We start from the raw sequence: 15,668 nt of genomic DNA, 5'->3' as shown, positions 1-15,668 counted from the left end.
TAAGGATACGTTGATGTCCGCAAGAACACCTCCCGGCAGACTGTCACACCAAAAGTGGCCGATATCAAATACTGTTTTGCTGCTTCCGGAAGCGCCATAAAGCGAGAGTTACAAACAACAGGCAAAATCCAAGCTGGACAGCAATCGCGGGCAAAGCCGCATCCAATCCTAATCCACGCCAGGTCATCGCGTCAAAACCGTCAACCGCCCAGCGAGTAGGTACAATCAAGGTCAGGTTTTGCAACCATTGAGGAAATAGAAAAGACGGCATCCAGGCGCCCCCCCAGCATCACCATAATCAAGGTCGCAAACACAGAAATACCGCGTGCAGCCTCTGGCGTTTTTCCAAAAGCAGCGATCAACAATCCGAAGCTCGCCGTCATCAGGGAAAAACTTAAAGCAACGCCAACAAAGCCAATCAAGCTGCCAGCGATGTTGACTTTAAAAATCACGCCGGCAATTGAGAAAATAATGCCTGTCAGAGCAAACGCAATTAGCGCACAAGACAAGGCACGCGCAATCAGTACCGTGTTCAGACTGACCGGCGCCGCAAGTAAACGATTCCATAAGCCGAGTCGTCGCGCCATCAAAATACTGATACCAGCATCAATTGCCATGAATAAAATAAATTGTACTGTCATACCCGCAAAGGAATGAGCATAACCGTTATAGCGCGCCGTAACAGGATCTCCGGCTACCATCGCCTGATCCTTAGTCACGAACGGCATCGATAATCCACCCACAACTGATGCATCTTTCCCGGCACTTGCAGGAGAGTCCGTTTTTTCAGCACTTTTCATGAGATTTGAGCTTTGGAATTTTTTTAAACTACCTAAAAAATCTTTTAGTTCAGGCTGAGCCGCAGCAAGCTCCGGGTGCGCCTCAAAATCGCTGATGTTTTTATCCACCATAGTCAGCCCACTCTTACCGCTAAACATTTCGGCACTGACGCTCTGCATCACATACTGTGTGAGTATGCCTTTTACCATTGCAAGAACCGCTGATTGGGATGGGTCGTAATAAATTGGCAGTTCTGGTTTAGCTTGACCGCCAAATAAAGCCGCTCCCGCTGACTCACCAAAACCCGCAGGGATCACGATTGCCACATTTAGCTTCCCTTTGCGTACTTGCTCCTGCGCTTGCTCTAGGGGCAGCTCTGAAATCTGCAAACTCGATTCCGACTTCAGGCCGCTAGCGATTTTTTGACTAATCACGTGCGTATCCTGCATGACCAGAGCAATAAGGATTTTTGAGTTATCTTTACTACCGGAACCACCGGTGATAAAACCAAAAAAACCACCGAGAATGATGGGCATGACCAGAGTCAGCAACATCGCCCGGCGATCAGAAAAAAACAGAATCAAGTCCTTACGAATCAGTGCGATAAGAGCAATCATGATTATTCTTTCAAAACAGATCATTGTGAGCAAATTCCAGACGATGGCGCACGTAATTTCTTCAGGTAAAAGTAGAAATTAATCGCGCAGGCTACGACCAGTTAAAGTCAGGAAAATATCTTCCAATTTAGTTTTTGCAGTAGAAAAATGCTGCAACGCATACCCTTGAGAATTAACCCATTGCAGCACTGACAAAGCGTAGCCGGAATGAAGTAAGGACACGTCAAGATGTGCGCCGGTAGTTTGTATCTGAGTGACGCCCGTTTGCTGAGCTAATGCTGCGAGTGTTTCAGCACCGGGGGTGCGATCCAGATCGAGCTCCAGCGCAGCCTGTGCAGGCAAGCGCTGATACAGCTCTTGCGGGCTCTCATTAGCAATGACTTTGCCGTGATCAATAATCACAATATGATCAGCCAGGCGCTCGACTTCTTCCATATAGTGGCTGGTATAAATTAAGGCCCGCCCCTGCTTCTTGAGTATCTCAAGACTATCAAAAATCGCATTCCGGCTTTGCGGATCAACACCCACCGTAGGTTCATCCAATATCAGCAGTTGAGGATCATGCAGCAAGGCTGCGGCAATATTTAAACGGCGCTTCATGCCACCAGAAAAAGTCGCCGGCTTATCTGCCGCTCTGTCACGTAAATTCACCAGTTCTAACACTGCATCACAGCGGGCCTTGAGAGCGCTCCCCGTCAGACCATATAAAGCGCCGAACAATTTAAGATTTTCTATGGCAGACAAATCATCGTAGAGCGCTAGATCCTGCGGTACAAAACCGATCTTATGCTTAACCGCATTATTTCCCTCGCCGACCAGTTGTCCATCGATACGAACTGCCCCCTGATCCTGACGCAACAAGCCGCAAATCATACTCACTGTCGTAGACTTACCAGCCCCGTTTGGCCCTAGCAAACCCAGAGTCTGTCCATGCTTGAGAGAAAAAGAAACCGAGTCAACAACCTTGCGCTGACCAAAAGACTTGCTAAGAGTTTTTACGTCTAATAGTAAGGATGTCATGTTGTCTGCCAGTGAACGAAACACGAGGACTATACCTGATAGTCAGATTTTTTTGGTCGTTTTGACATGAATTTTGAAGCCGCACTTGATGACTGAAATTATCAGATCACATTGACACCTTAAATTAACACTTCAAATTGATACTTCAATAAATTAAGATTTCAAAAAAACAAGCGGTGCAACAATCGCCAGCAATGAATTGAGCATCACGAATAGCGTCAGAACTGTTAAGATCGCGACCTGATTTCACTCTTTTGTTACCATGAAACGTCTTACTCTTTCGCTCATCGTTTTGCTAACGACGCTTTGCTCGTATCCTACGCTGGCTGCGGATAAGCCCTGTGGCGGAACTGGAAATAGCCAGCCTTGCCAATCTGTACCGCAGCCCAGTTCAGCACCTGCAGCACCGGCGGCACTGATGGTATCCATCCAGGATCAGGTGGCTGCGGCCTCGCTAGCATCCGAAGCTGCGGCAATGGCAGCCCAAGAGCCGCGTAAAAGCGTGCTGCGCGACAACGTCTATTTCAATGCAATTTTCTGGATACTGGCGCTGTTAGCGCCATTGGGTGCGGGGATGATGATCGTTTTAAATTTGCTTGAATATCGCTTCAAACGTCAGGACAAGGTTGAGGACTGAACAAGGAAGTTAAGTTTAAATTTATAAACCGTAAAGCAAAGCAGAGTAAAAAAAGAAAAAGCCCGATACCAGTGGATATCGGGCTTTTTAATGATACTAATGCTGATCCTGCACTGACGGCGATTAATCTCCGCGCTCTGCCAGGTTTAAATTTAGCTGAGAGCGCATCATATCTTCAGTGTCAGGGCGAGGCTTATTTCTAGCCGTCTCCAGACGATCCAAATACGCAGAAGATACGTCACCGGTAATGTAATGTCCGTCAAAGCAAGAGGCTTCGATATTACGCAACATCGGGTTGACATCCGAGATAGAACGCTTCATCGCGGCCACATCTTGATACACCAGAGCATCTGCAGTAATTTCGCGGCAAACCTCTTCTTCGCTGCGACCATAAGCAATCAATTCGCTACGGGTAGGCATATCGATACCATAAACGTTAGGGAATTGAACCGGCGGTGCTGCCGATGCAAAAATAACGCGCTTTGCGCCCGACTCGCGTGCCATCTGTACGATTTCACGGCTTGTAGTACCACGCACAATCGAATCATCGACCAGCAAAACACTCTTGCCTGCAAATTCCTGCTTGATTGCATTGAGTTTTTGACGCACTGATTTTCTGCGGATTGCCTGACCAGGCATCATGAAGGTACGTCCGATATAACGATTTTTGATAAAGCCTTCGCGGTAATCCAGATTCAGTTTCATCGCCAGCTCCATCGCGGAGGGACGCGAAGAATCCGGAATCGGCATAACCACATCAATTTCACCATCACGGAATTGATTGCGGACTTTGTCAGCCAGATACTCACCCATTTTCAGGCGAGTCAGATACACGGATGCGCCGTCGATAATCGAGTCCGGGCGGGCCAGATAAACATACTCAAACGCACACGGATTCAGCGTAGGGTTCTCGGCGCACTGTTCGTTATACATCTTGCCGTCGAGATCAATAAAGATAGCTTCACCAGGTTCAACGTCACGCAAGAATTTAAAACCCAACCCCTCCAGGGCGACAGACTCGCTGGCGATCATGTATTCAACGCCGCTTTCGGTATGCGATAAACCGATGCACAAAGGACGGATGCCGAACGGATCGCGGAACGCCAGCAAACCATAACCGGCGATCTGTGCGACTACTGCATAGGAGCCGCGTACACGTCGGTGCAACATTGAAACCGCACGGAACATTGACTGAGGATCCAGCGAGTAACCACTGGTGACTTCCTGAATTTGATGCGCAAGGATATTGAGCAATACCTCAGAATCAGAATCAGTGTTCAGATGACGCATGTCATTCTTAAACAACTCAATCTTCAATTCATCTGCATTGGTCAGGTTACCGTTATGCGCCAATACAATACCGAACGGTGCATTGACATAAAACGGTTGCGCTTCTTCTTCACTGGTAGAGCCAGCCGTCGGATAGCGTACCTGACCGATACCGATATTACCCGGCAGAGAGCGCATATTGCGAGTACGAAATACATCTCTCACCAGACCATTTGCCTTATGCATGGCAAACTTGTTGCCATGACCCGTCGCGATACCTGCTGCGTCCTGACCACGATGCTGCAACAACAGCAAGGCGTCATACAACAGTTGATTGACGGGATTGTTTGAAACTACGCCAACGATGCCACACATGGTGGACTCCTAAAAAAACAAATTAAAAACGATTCAGATATGCTTCAAAAATGGACGTGCCGCGTAATCGACGCAGGCAAAAATGGCATCACAGTTTGTGCGGAGGTTACAACCACCGGGCTCAGTAAGGCATCTTTCCAGAACGCCTGCTGCGGAATGGCAGTCATGCCACAAATCATCACAGCAGCCAGTACCAGAACGCAGCCACGCGCTAAGCCAAACAAACCGCCTAACCCTCTGTCAGCCAATTTCAGTCCGCTGGCTTTAAGCACAGCGTCAACGGCCATCATCAATAACGACATTAGCAAACGAACGCCAATAAACAAGGCTAAAAATGCCACGATCAGACGTAACATTTGTCCCGAAAACAAATCCGGCAAGTAGCCCGCCAGCGTCGCACTGAAGGCATTTGCCACAACAAAGGCGACGATCCAGCTCACTAGCGACAACATTTCTTTGACAAGTCCGCGCATGGTACTGATCACGATGGAACAAATCAGAATAAACAGCACCAGGTAATCAAATAGCGTCACAACATCATTCCGTTACGGTGAATATGGGGATCATCAGTTGGGAATCAACTTCGGTGTCAGGCCAAGCTTGGCCAGCTTGGACGCCGTCTTGTCTGCCTCTTCCTTAGAATCAAACGGGCCAACCCGGATACGTGTCACCGATTTGTCACCTGCAGGCGTGGTCGCTACTTTTTGTGTGTACGATTTGATACCTGCAGCTTTGAGCTTTTCCTGTACTTCGTTGATTTTTTCCTGAGTGGCAAACGCACCTGCCTGAACCACATATCCGTGCTCTTTAGACTGAGCCTCTGTGGCAACTGCGGGTTTAACGGTTTTACCTTCCAGAATGGCTAAGGCACGTGCGGCGTCATCATCTTGGCTGTTTGATTTTGTCGTGGTTTTTGCGGATGCTTTGGTATCCGTTTTTAATTCGGACTTGAGGTCTGTCTTGGCGTCTGACTTAGTGTCAGATTTGCCCTCTGGCTTTGCGTCGCTCTTTGCTTCAACCCTGGATACGGTTTTAGCATCAACCTGAACTTTTGGTTCAGGCTTGGGCTCAGATGTTTTTTCTGGTGTTTTTTCTAATTTCGCTTCACCTTTGGCATCTGGTCTGGCGTCCAGCTTAGTCGCTGATTTGCTATCAGCGAGTCCTGCGGCTGGCAGAGCGGTGGCATTTTTACCAAGAGCAGGTAATTGGGAAGGCTCGATGATTTCTTCCGGCAGCTCTGACCGCTTATTTGCACTTTTTGGCGCAATGGTCTGCTCAACGGAAGGCAGTTTATCTTTAGACGGTATTTGAACAGCGATGTCATCTGCCAAAGGTTTGGGCTCTGAATCAAGTAACAAAGGCAAACCGATCACAGCAGCGAGAACCAGAGCAACGGCGCCGATCAAACGACGGCGGGCACGTTTTTTTTCTGGCAATACTGGATCTGCTGCTTTGTTTTTGCGTGCATTTTCAGCACGTTTGCCGCTACCACGCGTCGGCTTGGTCTCATCTTCAGTGCGAGCACGGAATTCTCCATCGTCCTGATCGTGTGATGCATCTTGCTTTTGTTTAAACAACGAGAACAAGCCCATGTGCAAACTTCTTTGGTTAGTGAGTCGTACGTTGACGGGCTTTCATCACACCGGCTACTGTGAGAAAAGATCCGAAGACCGCTATTCTATCATTTTCGCCCGCTTTACTGAGTGCGTGACGATACGCCGCCTCAGGATTTTCAAAACATTGAATACTATGTTCTGGATCACTGAGCACGCCAGCCGCAATCAATCTGGTTTTAATATGCTCGGCGCTGGCAGCACGCGGCAGTGGCAGGTCGGTCACGCACCAGTGATCAATCTTGCCTTTAATCTGTGCGATCACGCCATCGATATCTTTGTCCAGCATCGAACCGAATACCGCATAGGTATAGGCATGGAAACCCATGTTGTCAAAATTTTGCGATAAAGTCGCGGCGGCATGCGGGTTGTGCGCGACATCCAGCACCACAGTAGGACGACCGGGCATGACCTGGAAGCGCCCTGGCAGATCGACCATACCCAGTCCATTACGCACTTCCTGCGCGCCGACTGGTAAGCGATGGCGCAAGGCCTCCAGTGCGGCCAACACGGCAGAGGCATTCAATAACTGATTTGCACCGCGCAGGCTAGGATAGCCAAGAGAATTACGGCGTTGCTCACGACCGCCAAAGTTCCACTGCTGCTTATCACCGGAGTAATTAAAATCGCGCCCAAACAGCCAGAGATCCGCGCCAATCTTAGTGGCGTGCTCAATCAGACTTTGAGGAGGTAACGGGTCGCCGCAGATTGCGGTTCTGCCTGCACGAAAAATTCCAGCTTTTTCGAAACCGATTTTTTCGCGGGTATCTCCGAGGTAATCAACGTGATCGATATCGATACTGGTCACAATCGCGACATCCGCATCGATGACATTGACCGCATCCAGGCGGCCGCCAAGTCCAACCTCCAGAATCACGACATCCAGCCTGGCGTCGGCCAGTAATTTGCAGATAGCCAGCGTGGTAAATTCAAAATACGTTAATGAAATTTCCTTACCGCTCTGACTTTCAATCCGCGCCTTTTCTACCTCTGCAAAAACGTCGACAAAGACCTGATCCTTGACCGATTCGCCATTAATACGGGCACGCTCATTGAAATCCAAAAAATGCGGCTTGCTATACAGACCGACACGATAACCGGCCTGCAGCAAAATCGCTTCCAGCATCGCACAGGTAGAGCCTTTGCCGTTAGTCCCGCCAACCACAATCACGGGGCAATCATAGCGGATATCGAGACGTTCTTTCACCGCAGCGACGCGTTCCAGCCCCATGTCAATTTCTTTGGAGTGACGTGTTTCTAACAGCGCGAGCCAGTCGTTGAGATTAATTGGGCTAGTAGGAATAGTTTGCATAAGATAAAAAAAGCCCGAAGGACAATGTCTCGGGCTTCTCTTTAATAATGAAGATGATTAAGCGACGGCTTCAGCAGATTGATTTTGCAAGAGAGCCAATAAACGAGCGATTTCTTCACGCATTTTGCGGCGGTCGACGATCATGTCGATAGCACCTTTTTGCAGCAAGAACTCAGAACGCTGGAAGCCTTCCGGCAGTTTTTCACGCACGGTATTTTCGATCACACGCGGTCCGGCAAAACCGATCAAGGCTTTTGGCTCTGCCATGACAACATCACCCAGAAACGCGAAAGAAGCAGACACGCCACCGGTCGTAGGATCAGTCAATACTGAAATAAAAGGCAATTTCTTCTCTGACAGCTTGGTCAGCATCGAGGTCGTTTTTGCCATCTGCATTAAGGACAATAAGCCCTCTTGCATACGAGCGCCGCCGCTGGCGGTGATACAGATGAATGGTACTTTTTGGTCGATCGCCGCTTGCGCGCCACGCACAAAGCGCTCGCCCAATACAGAACCCATCGTACCGGCCATGAATTCAAAAGCGAAGCAAGACACGACGACCGGCACGGACATAATAGAACCGCCCATGACCACCATCGAATCGGTCTCGCCTGTCGCTTCGAGAGCGTCTTTCAGGCGATCCGTGTATTTTTTGCTGTCTTTGAATTTCAGCGTATCGATAGGCAGAATTTCTTGGCCGATTTCATAGCGACCGCCAGCATCCAGCAAAGCATCTAGACGTTCGCGCGCACTGATACGCATGTGGTGGCTGCACTTAGGGCATACGTGGATATTTGCTTCTAGATCAGAGCGGTAGAGAACCGCTTCACAGGACGGGCACTTGACCCATAGACCTTCGGGGATGGACTTGCGGTTTGCAGATTCTGAGCGCTGTATGCGCGGTGGTAGCAATTTTTCTAGCCAACTCATAATTTCTCCTGAATTCGGCTTGCGAACAAATTTTGCACGCAAGCATCATGTTCTTCCTAGACGGTCAAACAGTTTCGGAGCGTATTTTACTCGTCTAAAGCCTGTCTGACACCAGAAATAAAGCTTTTTACAGCTGCCGCCGCATTTTCGTGAGGCGTACTTTCCAGTTCCTGAATAATGCGAGAGCCTATCACAACTGCATCCGCCAGCGTCGAAATCGCACGTGCCGTGGCACCGTCACGAATCCCAAAACCCACGCCCACGGGGACTTTCACGTGTTTTTTGATGCGTGGAATCATCTCCGCTACCGCATCCAGATCCAGACTTCCTGAACCTGTTACGCCCTTGAGTGACACGTAATACACATAACCCGTAGCAATTTTACCAACTTGCTCAATGCGCTCATCAGTCGATGTCGGTGCCAGCAGGAAAATAGTATCCATCCCCTGCTCATGCATTTTGCCGGCGAACTCCTCACACTCTTCGGGCGGATAATCGACAACCAGCACGCCATCCACACCGGCCTCAGAAGCTTGCGCGATAAAAACATCTATCCCCATACGCTCAATAGGATTGGCATATCCCATTAGCACGACGGGCGTTGTCTGATTACTGGTCCGAAATTCGCGGACGAATTGTAATACATCGCGCAAGCCAACACCATGCAGCAAAGCCCGCTCAGACGCCCGCTGAATCACAGGGCCATCTGCCATGGGATCAGAAAATGGCACACCCAGCTCAATAATATCAGCACCACCCTCCACCAGAGCATGCATCAAAGGCACGGTCAGCGACGGTGCAGGATCACCAGCAGTGATGAAGGGAATCAGGCCTTTTTTATGATTGGCAGCCAATGCGGCCAATGTAGTTTGTATTCTTGACATAGTAATTTTTCGCGTGAATGACTTCGGTAGCTTAGGTAGCCTGGATTTATTAAAAAATACATACTCCCATCCTGTATATTTTCAATCCCTAATCAACACATGCGGACAAGGCAGTATTTTATTAAGTTACAGGGGGAGTATGTGCAATACTGACTTTACTCAACCGATTTTATTCAACCAAGCTAAGCTGAACTAAGCTAAATCGCCAAGTTGACTGCCAAACAAGAGAATCACCAGAGAGTAAAGTCAGCAACTCAGTTAATAGAACTTCAGTCCGGCCTTTTCGGCCACGGTATGCATATCCTTATCGCCACGACCAGACAAATTCACCAAAATGATTTTATCTTTAGGCAACGTCGCCGCAAGTTTGGAGGCGTAAGCGAGTGCGTGGCTAGACTCCAAAGCCGGGATAATGCCTTCGATACGGCAGCAATCATGGAAAGCTTTCAATGCCTCGACGTCAGTAATCGTGACGTACTGTGCACGTCCCATATCCTTCAACCAGGCATGCTCTGGCCCCACGCCCGGATAATCCAGACCAGCCGATACCGAGTGCGTCTCGATGACCTGACCATTCGCGTCTTGCAGCAGATAAGTACGATTGCCGTGTAGCACGCCTGGTGAACCCGCCGTCAGCGACGCCGAGTGCTTGCCTGTTTCCATGCCCTCGCCTGCTGCTTCCACGCCGATTAATTGCACATTTTTTTGATCAATGTACGGATAGAAAATCCCGATCGCATTCGAACCGCCACCAACGCAAGCCAGCACGGCGTCCGGCTGACGACCGGTCATTTCCGGCATCTGCCATAAGCATTCCTCACCGATTACGGACTGGAAGTCCCGCACCATCATAGGATAAGGATGTGGACCAGCGACGGTACCGATGATGTAAAACGTATTGTCTACATTGGCAACCCAGTCACGCATCGCCTCATTCAGCGCGTCTTTTAAGGTCTTGGAGCCCGACTCGACCGGCACTACGGTAGCACCTAGCAGCTTCATGCGGTAGACGTTTTGCGCCTGGCGCTTGACATCTTCCGACCCCATATAGATCACACATTCCAGACCAAAGCGTGCGCAGATTGTCGCAGTTGCCACACCATGCTGCCCTGCCCCGGTCTCAGCGATCACACGCGGCTTGCCCATGCGTCTGGCGAGCAAAGCCTGTCCGATAACATTATTGATTTTGTGCGCGCCGGTATGGTTTAAGTCTTCGCGTTTGAAATAGATTTGCGCACCACCACTGATTTCCGACATGCGCTTGGCGTGATATACCGGCGACGGGCGGCCAACAAAATGATGCAGTTCATCACGAAATTCGGCTAAAAACTCCGGATCGTTTTGATAACGTGCGTAGTTTTCTTTTAAGTCATTCAGTGCATGGGTCAGGGTTTCTGACACAAAGGTGCCGCCATATTGGCCAAAATGGCCACGCGCATCGGGGAAATTGTATTCAGCCGCATGGAAAATTGCCTGCGGATTAGATTGAGATGCAGACTGCAAACCCGGCTGGGTTGGCAACAGAGGATTGATCGTGCTCATGATTTTACTTTCAGTGGCGTTAGCTAAGCGCATTAAGAGAGCGTAGTGACAAAGCTCATTAACAACGCTGATTGGCTAGTTTTCATTGTCTGCCAAGCGCACGGCCTCAATAAAAGCACGTACCTTGACATCATCTTTAATCCCTTTGCTCAGTTCAACACCACTACTGATGTCGACCGCAAATGGACGAACCTGACGCACTGCGTCAGTCGCGTTTTGCACGCTCAAGCCACCACTTAAAACGACCCGAGGCGCGAGTTCTTTTGGGATGAGAGACCAATCAAAAACCTTTCCACTACCTCCGTACGCATCGACGAAAGTATCAAGCAATAATCCGGCAAACAAAGGGCTTGCCGCACGATATTCTGATTCGCATTCTAGCAAATCAGCCGCGCTTGTGGTGGGCTTGACCCGAAAAGCTTTAATAAATGGCCGATTCACAGCGCTAGCAAGTGCGTGACACTGCGCCGCGGTCTCATCACCGTGGAACTGCAATAACTGCAGCGGCACCACAGCCACCGCCGCCTGCAGCTCCTCAATCGTCGCATTCACAAACAAACCGACCGACATCACAAATGGCGAAATCTCTTTGACCAGATTCGCCGCCACTGCGGGCGTGACATACCGCGGACTAGGCGGATAAAACACAAAGCCCAAAGCATCCGCCCCCGCGGCGACCACACGCCGCACATCGTCCGCCTGCGTCAAGCCGCAAATTTTTATTCTGGTTTTATAGTTTTTATGAAACATGTTGATACTTTCAAATACAGAAACACGGCGATAGCTGAGATAATCAAATGATTATGTACTAACCTCCTTGCGAATATTACCCCATGCCCTCAGCCAACGACCATTTGCCAATCGACCCAGCGCTACAGATCAGTAATTTATTCGGACTGGATATTCGAGCCTGTACATTTGACGAGGCAACGGCACATTTGCTACAGGTCGCCAGCCAACGCGATCATGCCAGCCGCATCGTCGTCACGCCCAACGTCGATCACGTCGTCAAGCTCGATAGCGACCCGACATTTAAGGCTCAATACGCCGAAGCCGACTATATTTTTGCCGACGGTATGCCAATTATCTGGGCCAGCAAAATGGCGGCAATACCCTTACCAGAACGCGTCACCGGTGCCGATTTATTTGTCTCGCTGTGCCAAGGTGCGATACAAAGACAACTATCGATTTTTGTCATCGGCGGACAACCGGGACAAGAAGCCGCGCTGTTAGCATCGTTCGCACAAACCTATCCCGGCTTAAAAGTCAGCATCTTTTGCCCATCGATGCAATTCTCCGCAGACGGCGAAGAAGGCACCGAAGCCATGCGCCTGGTACAGCAAGCGCAGCCCAACATCGTCTTCGTCTGCCTCGGCATGCCCAAACAAGAACGCTGGTGCCTGCGCTACCGCAAAGAATTTACCCAGAACAATGCACCGCTACTACTCTGCGTCGGCGCCGCCATGGAATTCGCCTTAGGACAAAAAAAACGCGCCCCGCTATGGATGCAAAAAATCGGTATGGAATGGTTCTGGCGCCTAGCCAGCGAACCTCGTCGTCTGTGGCAACGCTATACGACGCAAGGTGTGAAATTCATCGGTGTGCTTCAGCGCGAACGCCAATCGCAACGAGCGAAACGCCATTCACAATAAACTGACATTTCCATCTGTTGCAATCAATTCGCAGAGATAGGAAGGACATGCAGCTTGATGATAATTTGTCCTATCCAATATTAAAAAATTACGCCGTGGCATCCAGCGGGCTGCGTACGCCACCAGCTATTTTTAACCTTTGGCCTCGCGAATAATAATCGCGCCTCATTCAACCTAGAAACGGCAGTTGACCGCTCATCAGTGTAATTAAATGTTTGATTCAATTGAATCATGTCAGTGTTTTCACCATCACCGTTTTGGTGATAACGCTACGAATCTGATTGCACACTTTTTCGGCTCCCCAGCTTCGTTGCTCCTCGTTGCAACGTGGAGGTTGCGCCTCGTCTCGCCTTGCTGGGAAACCGAAAAAATGCACACTCAGACTCGTCCAACTGCCGTTTCTAGGTTCAAATATCATATCCTTAGTCTTTAAACGCGCAGCTTCCATAACCCGCATCCCGGTGCCATAAAGTAGCTTGGCGAATAAAGCAAATTCCGGATGACTGGCATTTAAAACAGCGAAGATCGCCTGCACCTCCAGAACCGTCAACACCACCGGCAAACGTTGCGATGTTTTTGGCCGACCAATTTGCTGCATCCAAGGCAAATCAACTTGAATCACTTCTTTGTACAAAAACAAAATAGCGCTTAAAGCTTGTTTATGGGTAGATGCAGAGACTTGCCTATCGGTTGCCAGCATCGTCAAAAACGCCTCTATTTCGGGCGCCCCATTTCCACAGGATGACGCAATCCAGACCAGCGTATAAAGAAACGTATCCAATATACATAGACCTTTTCTGTTGACAAACTGCAATGCTTATAACGCAAGCGTTCACGCACTTGGTCAAGTAAACGCGGTTTTACAGGCGTGATGTTTTTGTCCATTTGGTTATACTGTATATTTAATCAGTATAACCAAATACAGCTCGCGTTCATGAGGGCTTCAAGAGATGTAGAGCAAGCTTCTTTTTTTGCTCCATCGGTTATCATTGCAAAATGAAAATTAAATCACGTTATGTGTCATAAGGATTCTATGAGCACGACGGCTTTAGAATTACTAGAAATTATGGATCTTCGGCTTAAGATGCAAAAGAGTGGCTTGACCAATCCGCCTTCATCGATCAAAGCAATTACACAGTCGCTGGTTGACAAGCTTAGCGCATTGCCTGTTGATGAGGAAATTGAGATATTGGTTTTAGAGAAGAGAATTGGACGATACATTCGTTCTTCAACCAACGAAATACTCGCGGAAATTCACTTTGATGAAAACACATAACAAGTCGCTGAACACTGACACGCAAGCGTGCCAGTTAGCTCTGCGTTATATCTAATTGAGAAACTCACGATGCCAATGATTCCAAGTTTTTTAGCTGTCGCTACATACACTGCAATTAAGCTGGGTGGTTATTACTATTTCGGGTCAGCGGCTAATAAAAAACTGAAACAGGATTTTCCACCGTTGAAATTTGCGTTCATCAAAGTGGTGAGCGGATTCGTTGGGGGATTTCTTTTTTTGTTGGCATTTTCCGCTTTTAAAGGGGAGCGAAATTTTTCTGACTTTGAAATGCTTTTGACGCTTTTTCCGGTTAGATATGTTATTTGGTTTTTTGCTTTAGGGTATTGCTATAAACTTTTTTCACGTAAATCGGTTTTAATTTATGCGAGTTTATTGGGTACGCTTGTTTCCTATTTTCTGGATTTAATTATGTGGGCGTTATTCGGGATTCTTCCTGGAATGCAGATGGGGTTTTGTTGAGCTATTTTTCATATAACTTAACATTCGTAACGGACGCGCGACTCAGCAATGTGCAGCACTTCCATTTCTGGCGCGCGCGCCGCACAATTCAACGTTAGGCCCCTCCAATGACCCTTTCCATGTCTTCAAGCGCATTTCAATTCGAACAACTGGTTAGTCGAATTCTCCGAGCCAACGGCTTCGAAGTTCATGAGGCCGGAATCGGAGGACGCGACGTTGGCTTCGACTTCAACGCCAAGCTGGGCAACGAGGTCTGGGCCATTGAGGTGAAGTTCTATCGAACAGCGCGAGCTCAGGTCTCCTTACTGGAATCGGCAGCATCCCGACTAGCCTCGCGAGGAATCATTGCTGGTGCGTGGAAGGGAATGCTCGTAGTCTCCTGCCAGCTACCTCCAACTCTTCGCCTGGCCTTCGAAGACAAGTTCAGCATCACCTTCGTCGATCGGGTCGATCTCTTGAACTGGGCCGCGCGAGTTCCGGAATTGCTCGACGAGTTGAATTCGCTGCTGGAGTCGGACCCCACGGCAACACCCGACGCATCAGCAAGGCCAAACGAACCAACTCAAACAAGCAAAAGGTTGCCTGAGGATGGTCCGCCAGAGGACACTAAAGGAACAGAGTTGTGCCGCGAACTGAGAGCGCTCAAACGAGGCAAGACGACTTGGTCCGCGTACGAAGAACTTTGCGATCGAATCCTAAGATATCTATTCCCAAACGACCTTCATGGCTGGCATCGACAGAAGCGGACGGACGATGGGTTGAACCGCTTTGACTACGTGTGCCGAATTCGCCCAACAACTGACTTCTGGCAGTTTCTGCTTCATCACCTAGACAGCAGATACGTCCTATTCGAATTCAAGAACTACACGGGAAAGATCAAGCAAGGCCAGATACTCACGACCGAAAAATATCTGCTTGAGCGAGGTCTGCGCAGGGTAGCGATCGTCATAAGTCGGGCAGGGGCGGAAGCTGATGCCATAAAGATGACGCAGGGCGCTATGCGCGAGCATGGCAAGCTGATGCTGATAGTCGACGACGAGCAGATTTGCGAAATGCTCCACATGAAGGAGCGCGGCGAAGATCCTACAGATCGCCTCTTTGAATTAGCCGATGATTTTCTTCTTGCATTGCCGCGCTGAGAGGCCTACCCCTCGTATATGGACTCCCCCCAAAGTACAAGAAATTAGTCAATAGTTCTGGCGCGAGGAATAAGCCTGCAGTCGTATATCCGGCATCTAATGTGGAATCTATTGTGTTCCGTGCCGACATGGAATCTGCGTG

The 15,668-nt window shown here is 49.1% G+C and carries 16 protein-coding genes and 1 pseudogene; 5 read left to right on the top strand and 12 right to left on the bottom strand.

Features of this window, described 5'->3' with window-relative positions; translation table 11 throughout:
* Positions 1-64: 64 nt before the first annotated feature.
* The 3 genes from ACO0K3_RS19250 to ACO0K3_RS19240 form a co-directional block, all read right to left on the bottom strand.
* Positions 65-229, bottom strand: a complete 165-nt coding sequence (locus ACO0K3_RS19250; RefSeq protein ID WP_422987434.1) for a hypothetical protein — start codon at positions 227-229, stop codon at positions 65-67.
* Positions 201-1,397, bottom strand: a complete 1,197-nt coding sequence (locus ACO0K3_RS19245) for an ABC transporter permease (protein ID WP_422987432.1) — start codon at positions 1,395-1,397, stop codon at positions 201-203. Before ACO0K3_RS19245 ends, ACO0K3_RS19250 begins: the two co-directional genes overlap by 29 nt.
* A gap of 78 nt (positions 1,398-1,475) precedes the next feature.
* A complete protein-coding gene (locus ACO0K3_RS19240) occupies positions 1,476-2,417 on the bottom strand; it encodes an ABC transporter ATP-binding protein (protein ID WP_422987430.1) in 942 nt (313 codons plus the stop codon).
* Between the two features lie 262 nt (positions 2,418-2,679).
* On the opposite strand from ACO0K3_RS19240, the gene ACO0K3_RS19235 reads away from it, so the two are divergent.
* On the top strand, positions 2,680-3,054 hold the full coding sequence (locus ACO0K3_RS19235) for a hypothetical protein (RefSeq protein ID WP_422987428.1): 375 nt from the start codon (positions 2,680-2,682) through the stop codon (positions 3,052-3,054).
* Positions 3,055-3,177: 123 nt separating this feature from the next.
* Here ACO0K3_RS19235 and purF read toward each other — a convergent pair whose 3' ends face one another.
* The 8 genes from purF to ACO0K3_RS19195 form a co-directional block, all read right to left on the bottom strand.
* Positions 3,178-4,698: an amidophosphoribosyltransferase gene (gene purF, locus ACO0K3_RS19230; protein WP_422987426.1), complete on the bottom strand. Its 1,521-nt coding sequence runs from the start codon at positions 4,696-4,698 to the stop codon at positions 3,178-3,180.
* Positions 4,699-4,742: 44 nt separating this feature from the next.
* Positions 4,743-5,231, bottom strand: a complete 489-nt coding sequence (locus ACO0K3_RS19225; protein WP_422987424.1) for a CvpA family protein — start codon at positions 5,229-5,231, stop codon at positions 4,743-4,745.
* A gap of 33 nt (positions 5,232-5,264) precedes the next feature.
* Positions 5,265-6,290, bottom strand: coding sequence for an SPOR domain-containing protein (locus tag ACO0K3_RS19220; protein ID WP_422987422.1), 1,026 nt, complete (start codon positions 6,288-6,290; stop codon positions 5,265-5,267).
* 16 nt (positions 6,291-6,306) lie between these two features.
* Complete coding sequence (gene folC, locus ACO0K3_RS19215; RefSeq protein ID WP_422987420.1) at positions 6,307-7,623, bottom strand: bifunctional tetrahydrofolate synthase/dihydrofolate synthase; 1,317 nt, start codon at positions 7,621-7,623, stop codon at positions 6,307-6,309.
* Positions 7,624-7,680: 57 nt separating this feature from the next.
* On the bottom strand, positions 7,681-8,553 hold the full coding sequence (gene accD, locus ACO0K3_RS19210) for an acetyl-CoA carboxylase, carboxyltransferase subunit beta (RefSeq protein WP_422958280.1): 873 nt from the start codon (positions 8,551-8,553) through the stop codon (positions 7,681-7,683).
* Positions 8,554-8,639: 86 nt separating this feature from the next.
* On the bottom strand, positions 8,640-9,437 hold the full coding sequence (trpA, locus tag ACO0K3_RS19205) for a tryptophan synthase subunit alpha (protein WP_422987418.1): 798 nt from the start codon (positions 9,435-9,437) through the stop codon (positions 8,640-8,642).
* 258 nt (positions 9,438-9,695) lie between these two features.
* Entirely contained in the window at positions 9,696-10,979 is a 1,284-nt protein-coding gene (trpB, locus tag ACO0K3_RS19200; RefSeq protein ID WP_422987416.1) for a tryptophan synthase subunit beta, read from the bottom strand.
* A 75-nt stretch (positions 10,980-11,054) separates the two neighbouring features.
* Positions 11,055-11,729 (bottom strand): phosphoribosylanthranilate isomerase, encoded by a 675-nt coding sequence (locus tag ACO0K3_RS19195; RefSeq protein ID WP_422987414.1) that lies wholly within the window; start codon positions 11,727-11,729, stop codon positions 11,055-11,057.
* A gap of 83 nt (positions 11,730-11,812) precedes the next feature.
* Here ACO0K3_RS19195 and ACO0K3_RS19190 point away from each other — a divergent pair, with 83 nt between their 5' ends.
* Positions 11,813-12,631, top strand: coding sequence for a WecB/TagA/CpsF family glycosyltransferase (locus tag ACO0K3_RS19190; RefSeq protein ID WP_422987412.1), 819 nt, complete (start codon positions 11,813-11,815; stop codon positions 12,629-12,631).
* 229 nt (positions 12,632-12,860) lie between these two features.
* Here the strand turns inward: ACO0K3_RS19190 and ACO0K3_RS19185 are convergent.
* Positions 12,861-13,516, bottom strand: a pseudogene (locus ACO0K3_RS19185) (phage integrase N-terminal SAM-like domain-containing protein).
* 148 nt (positions 13,517-13,664) lie between these two features.
* Between ACO0K3_RS19185 and ACO0K3_RS19180 the strand changes: the two are divergent.
* The 3 genes from ACO0K3_RS19180 to ACO0K3_RS19170 all read left to right on the top strand — a co-directional run bounded on the left by ACO0K3_RS19180 (position 13,665) and on the right by ACO0K3_RS19170 (position 15,526).
* Positions 13,665-13,907, top strand: a complete 243-nt coding sequence (locus ACO0K3_RS19180; RefSeq protein ID WP_422987410.1) for a hypothetical protein — start codon at positions 13,665-13,667, stop codon at positions 13,905-13,907.
* Positions 13,908-13,976: 69 nt separating this feature from the next.
* Positions 13,977-14,387: a hypothetical protein gene (locus tag ACO0K3_RS19175; protein WP_422987408.1), complete on the top strand. Its 411-nt coding sequence runs from the start codon at positions 13,977-13,979 to the stop codon at positions 14,385-14,387.
* 119 nt (positions 14,388-14,506) lie between these two features.
* Entirely contained in the window at positions 14,507-15,526 is a 1,020-nt protein-coding gene (locus ACO0K3_RS19170; RefSeq protein WP_422987406.1) for a restriction endonuclease, read from the top strand.
* The last annotated feature ends 142 nt before the right edge of the window (positions 15,527-15,668 follow it).

This window comes from Undibacterium sp. Rencai35W (assembly GCF_049340185.1).
Lineage (GTDB): Bacteria > Pseudomonadota > Gammaproteobacteria > Burkholderiales > Burkholderiaceae_D > Undibacterium.
Note: the sequence above shows the minus strand (reverse complement) of the source record. Positions and strands in the feature narration are given on the sequence as shown.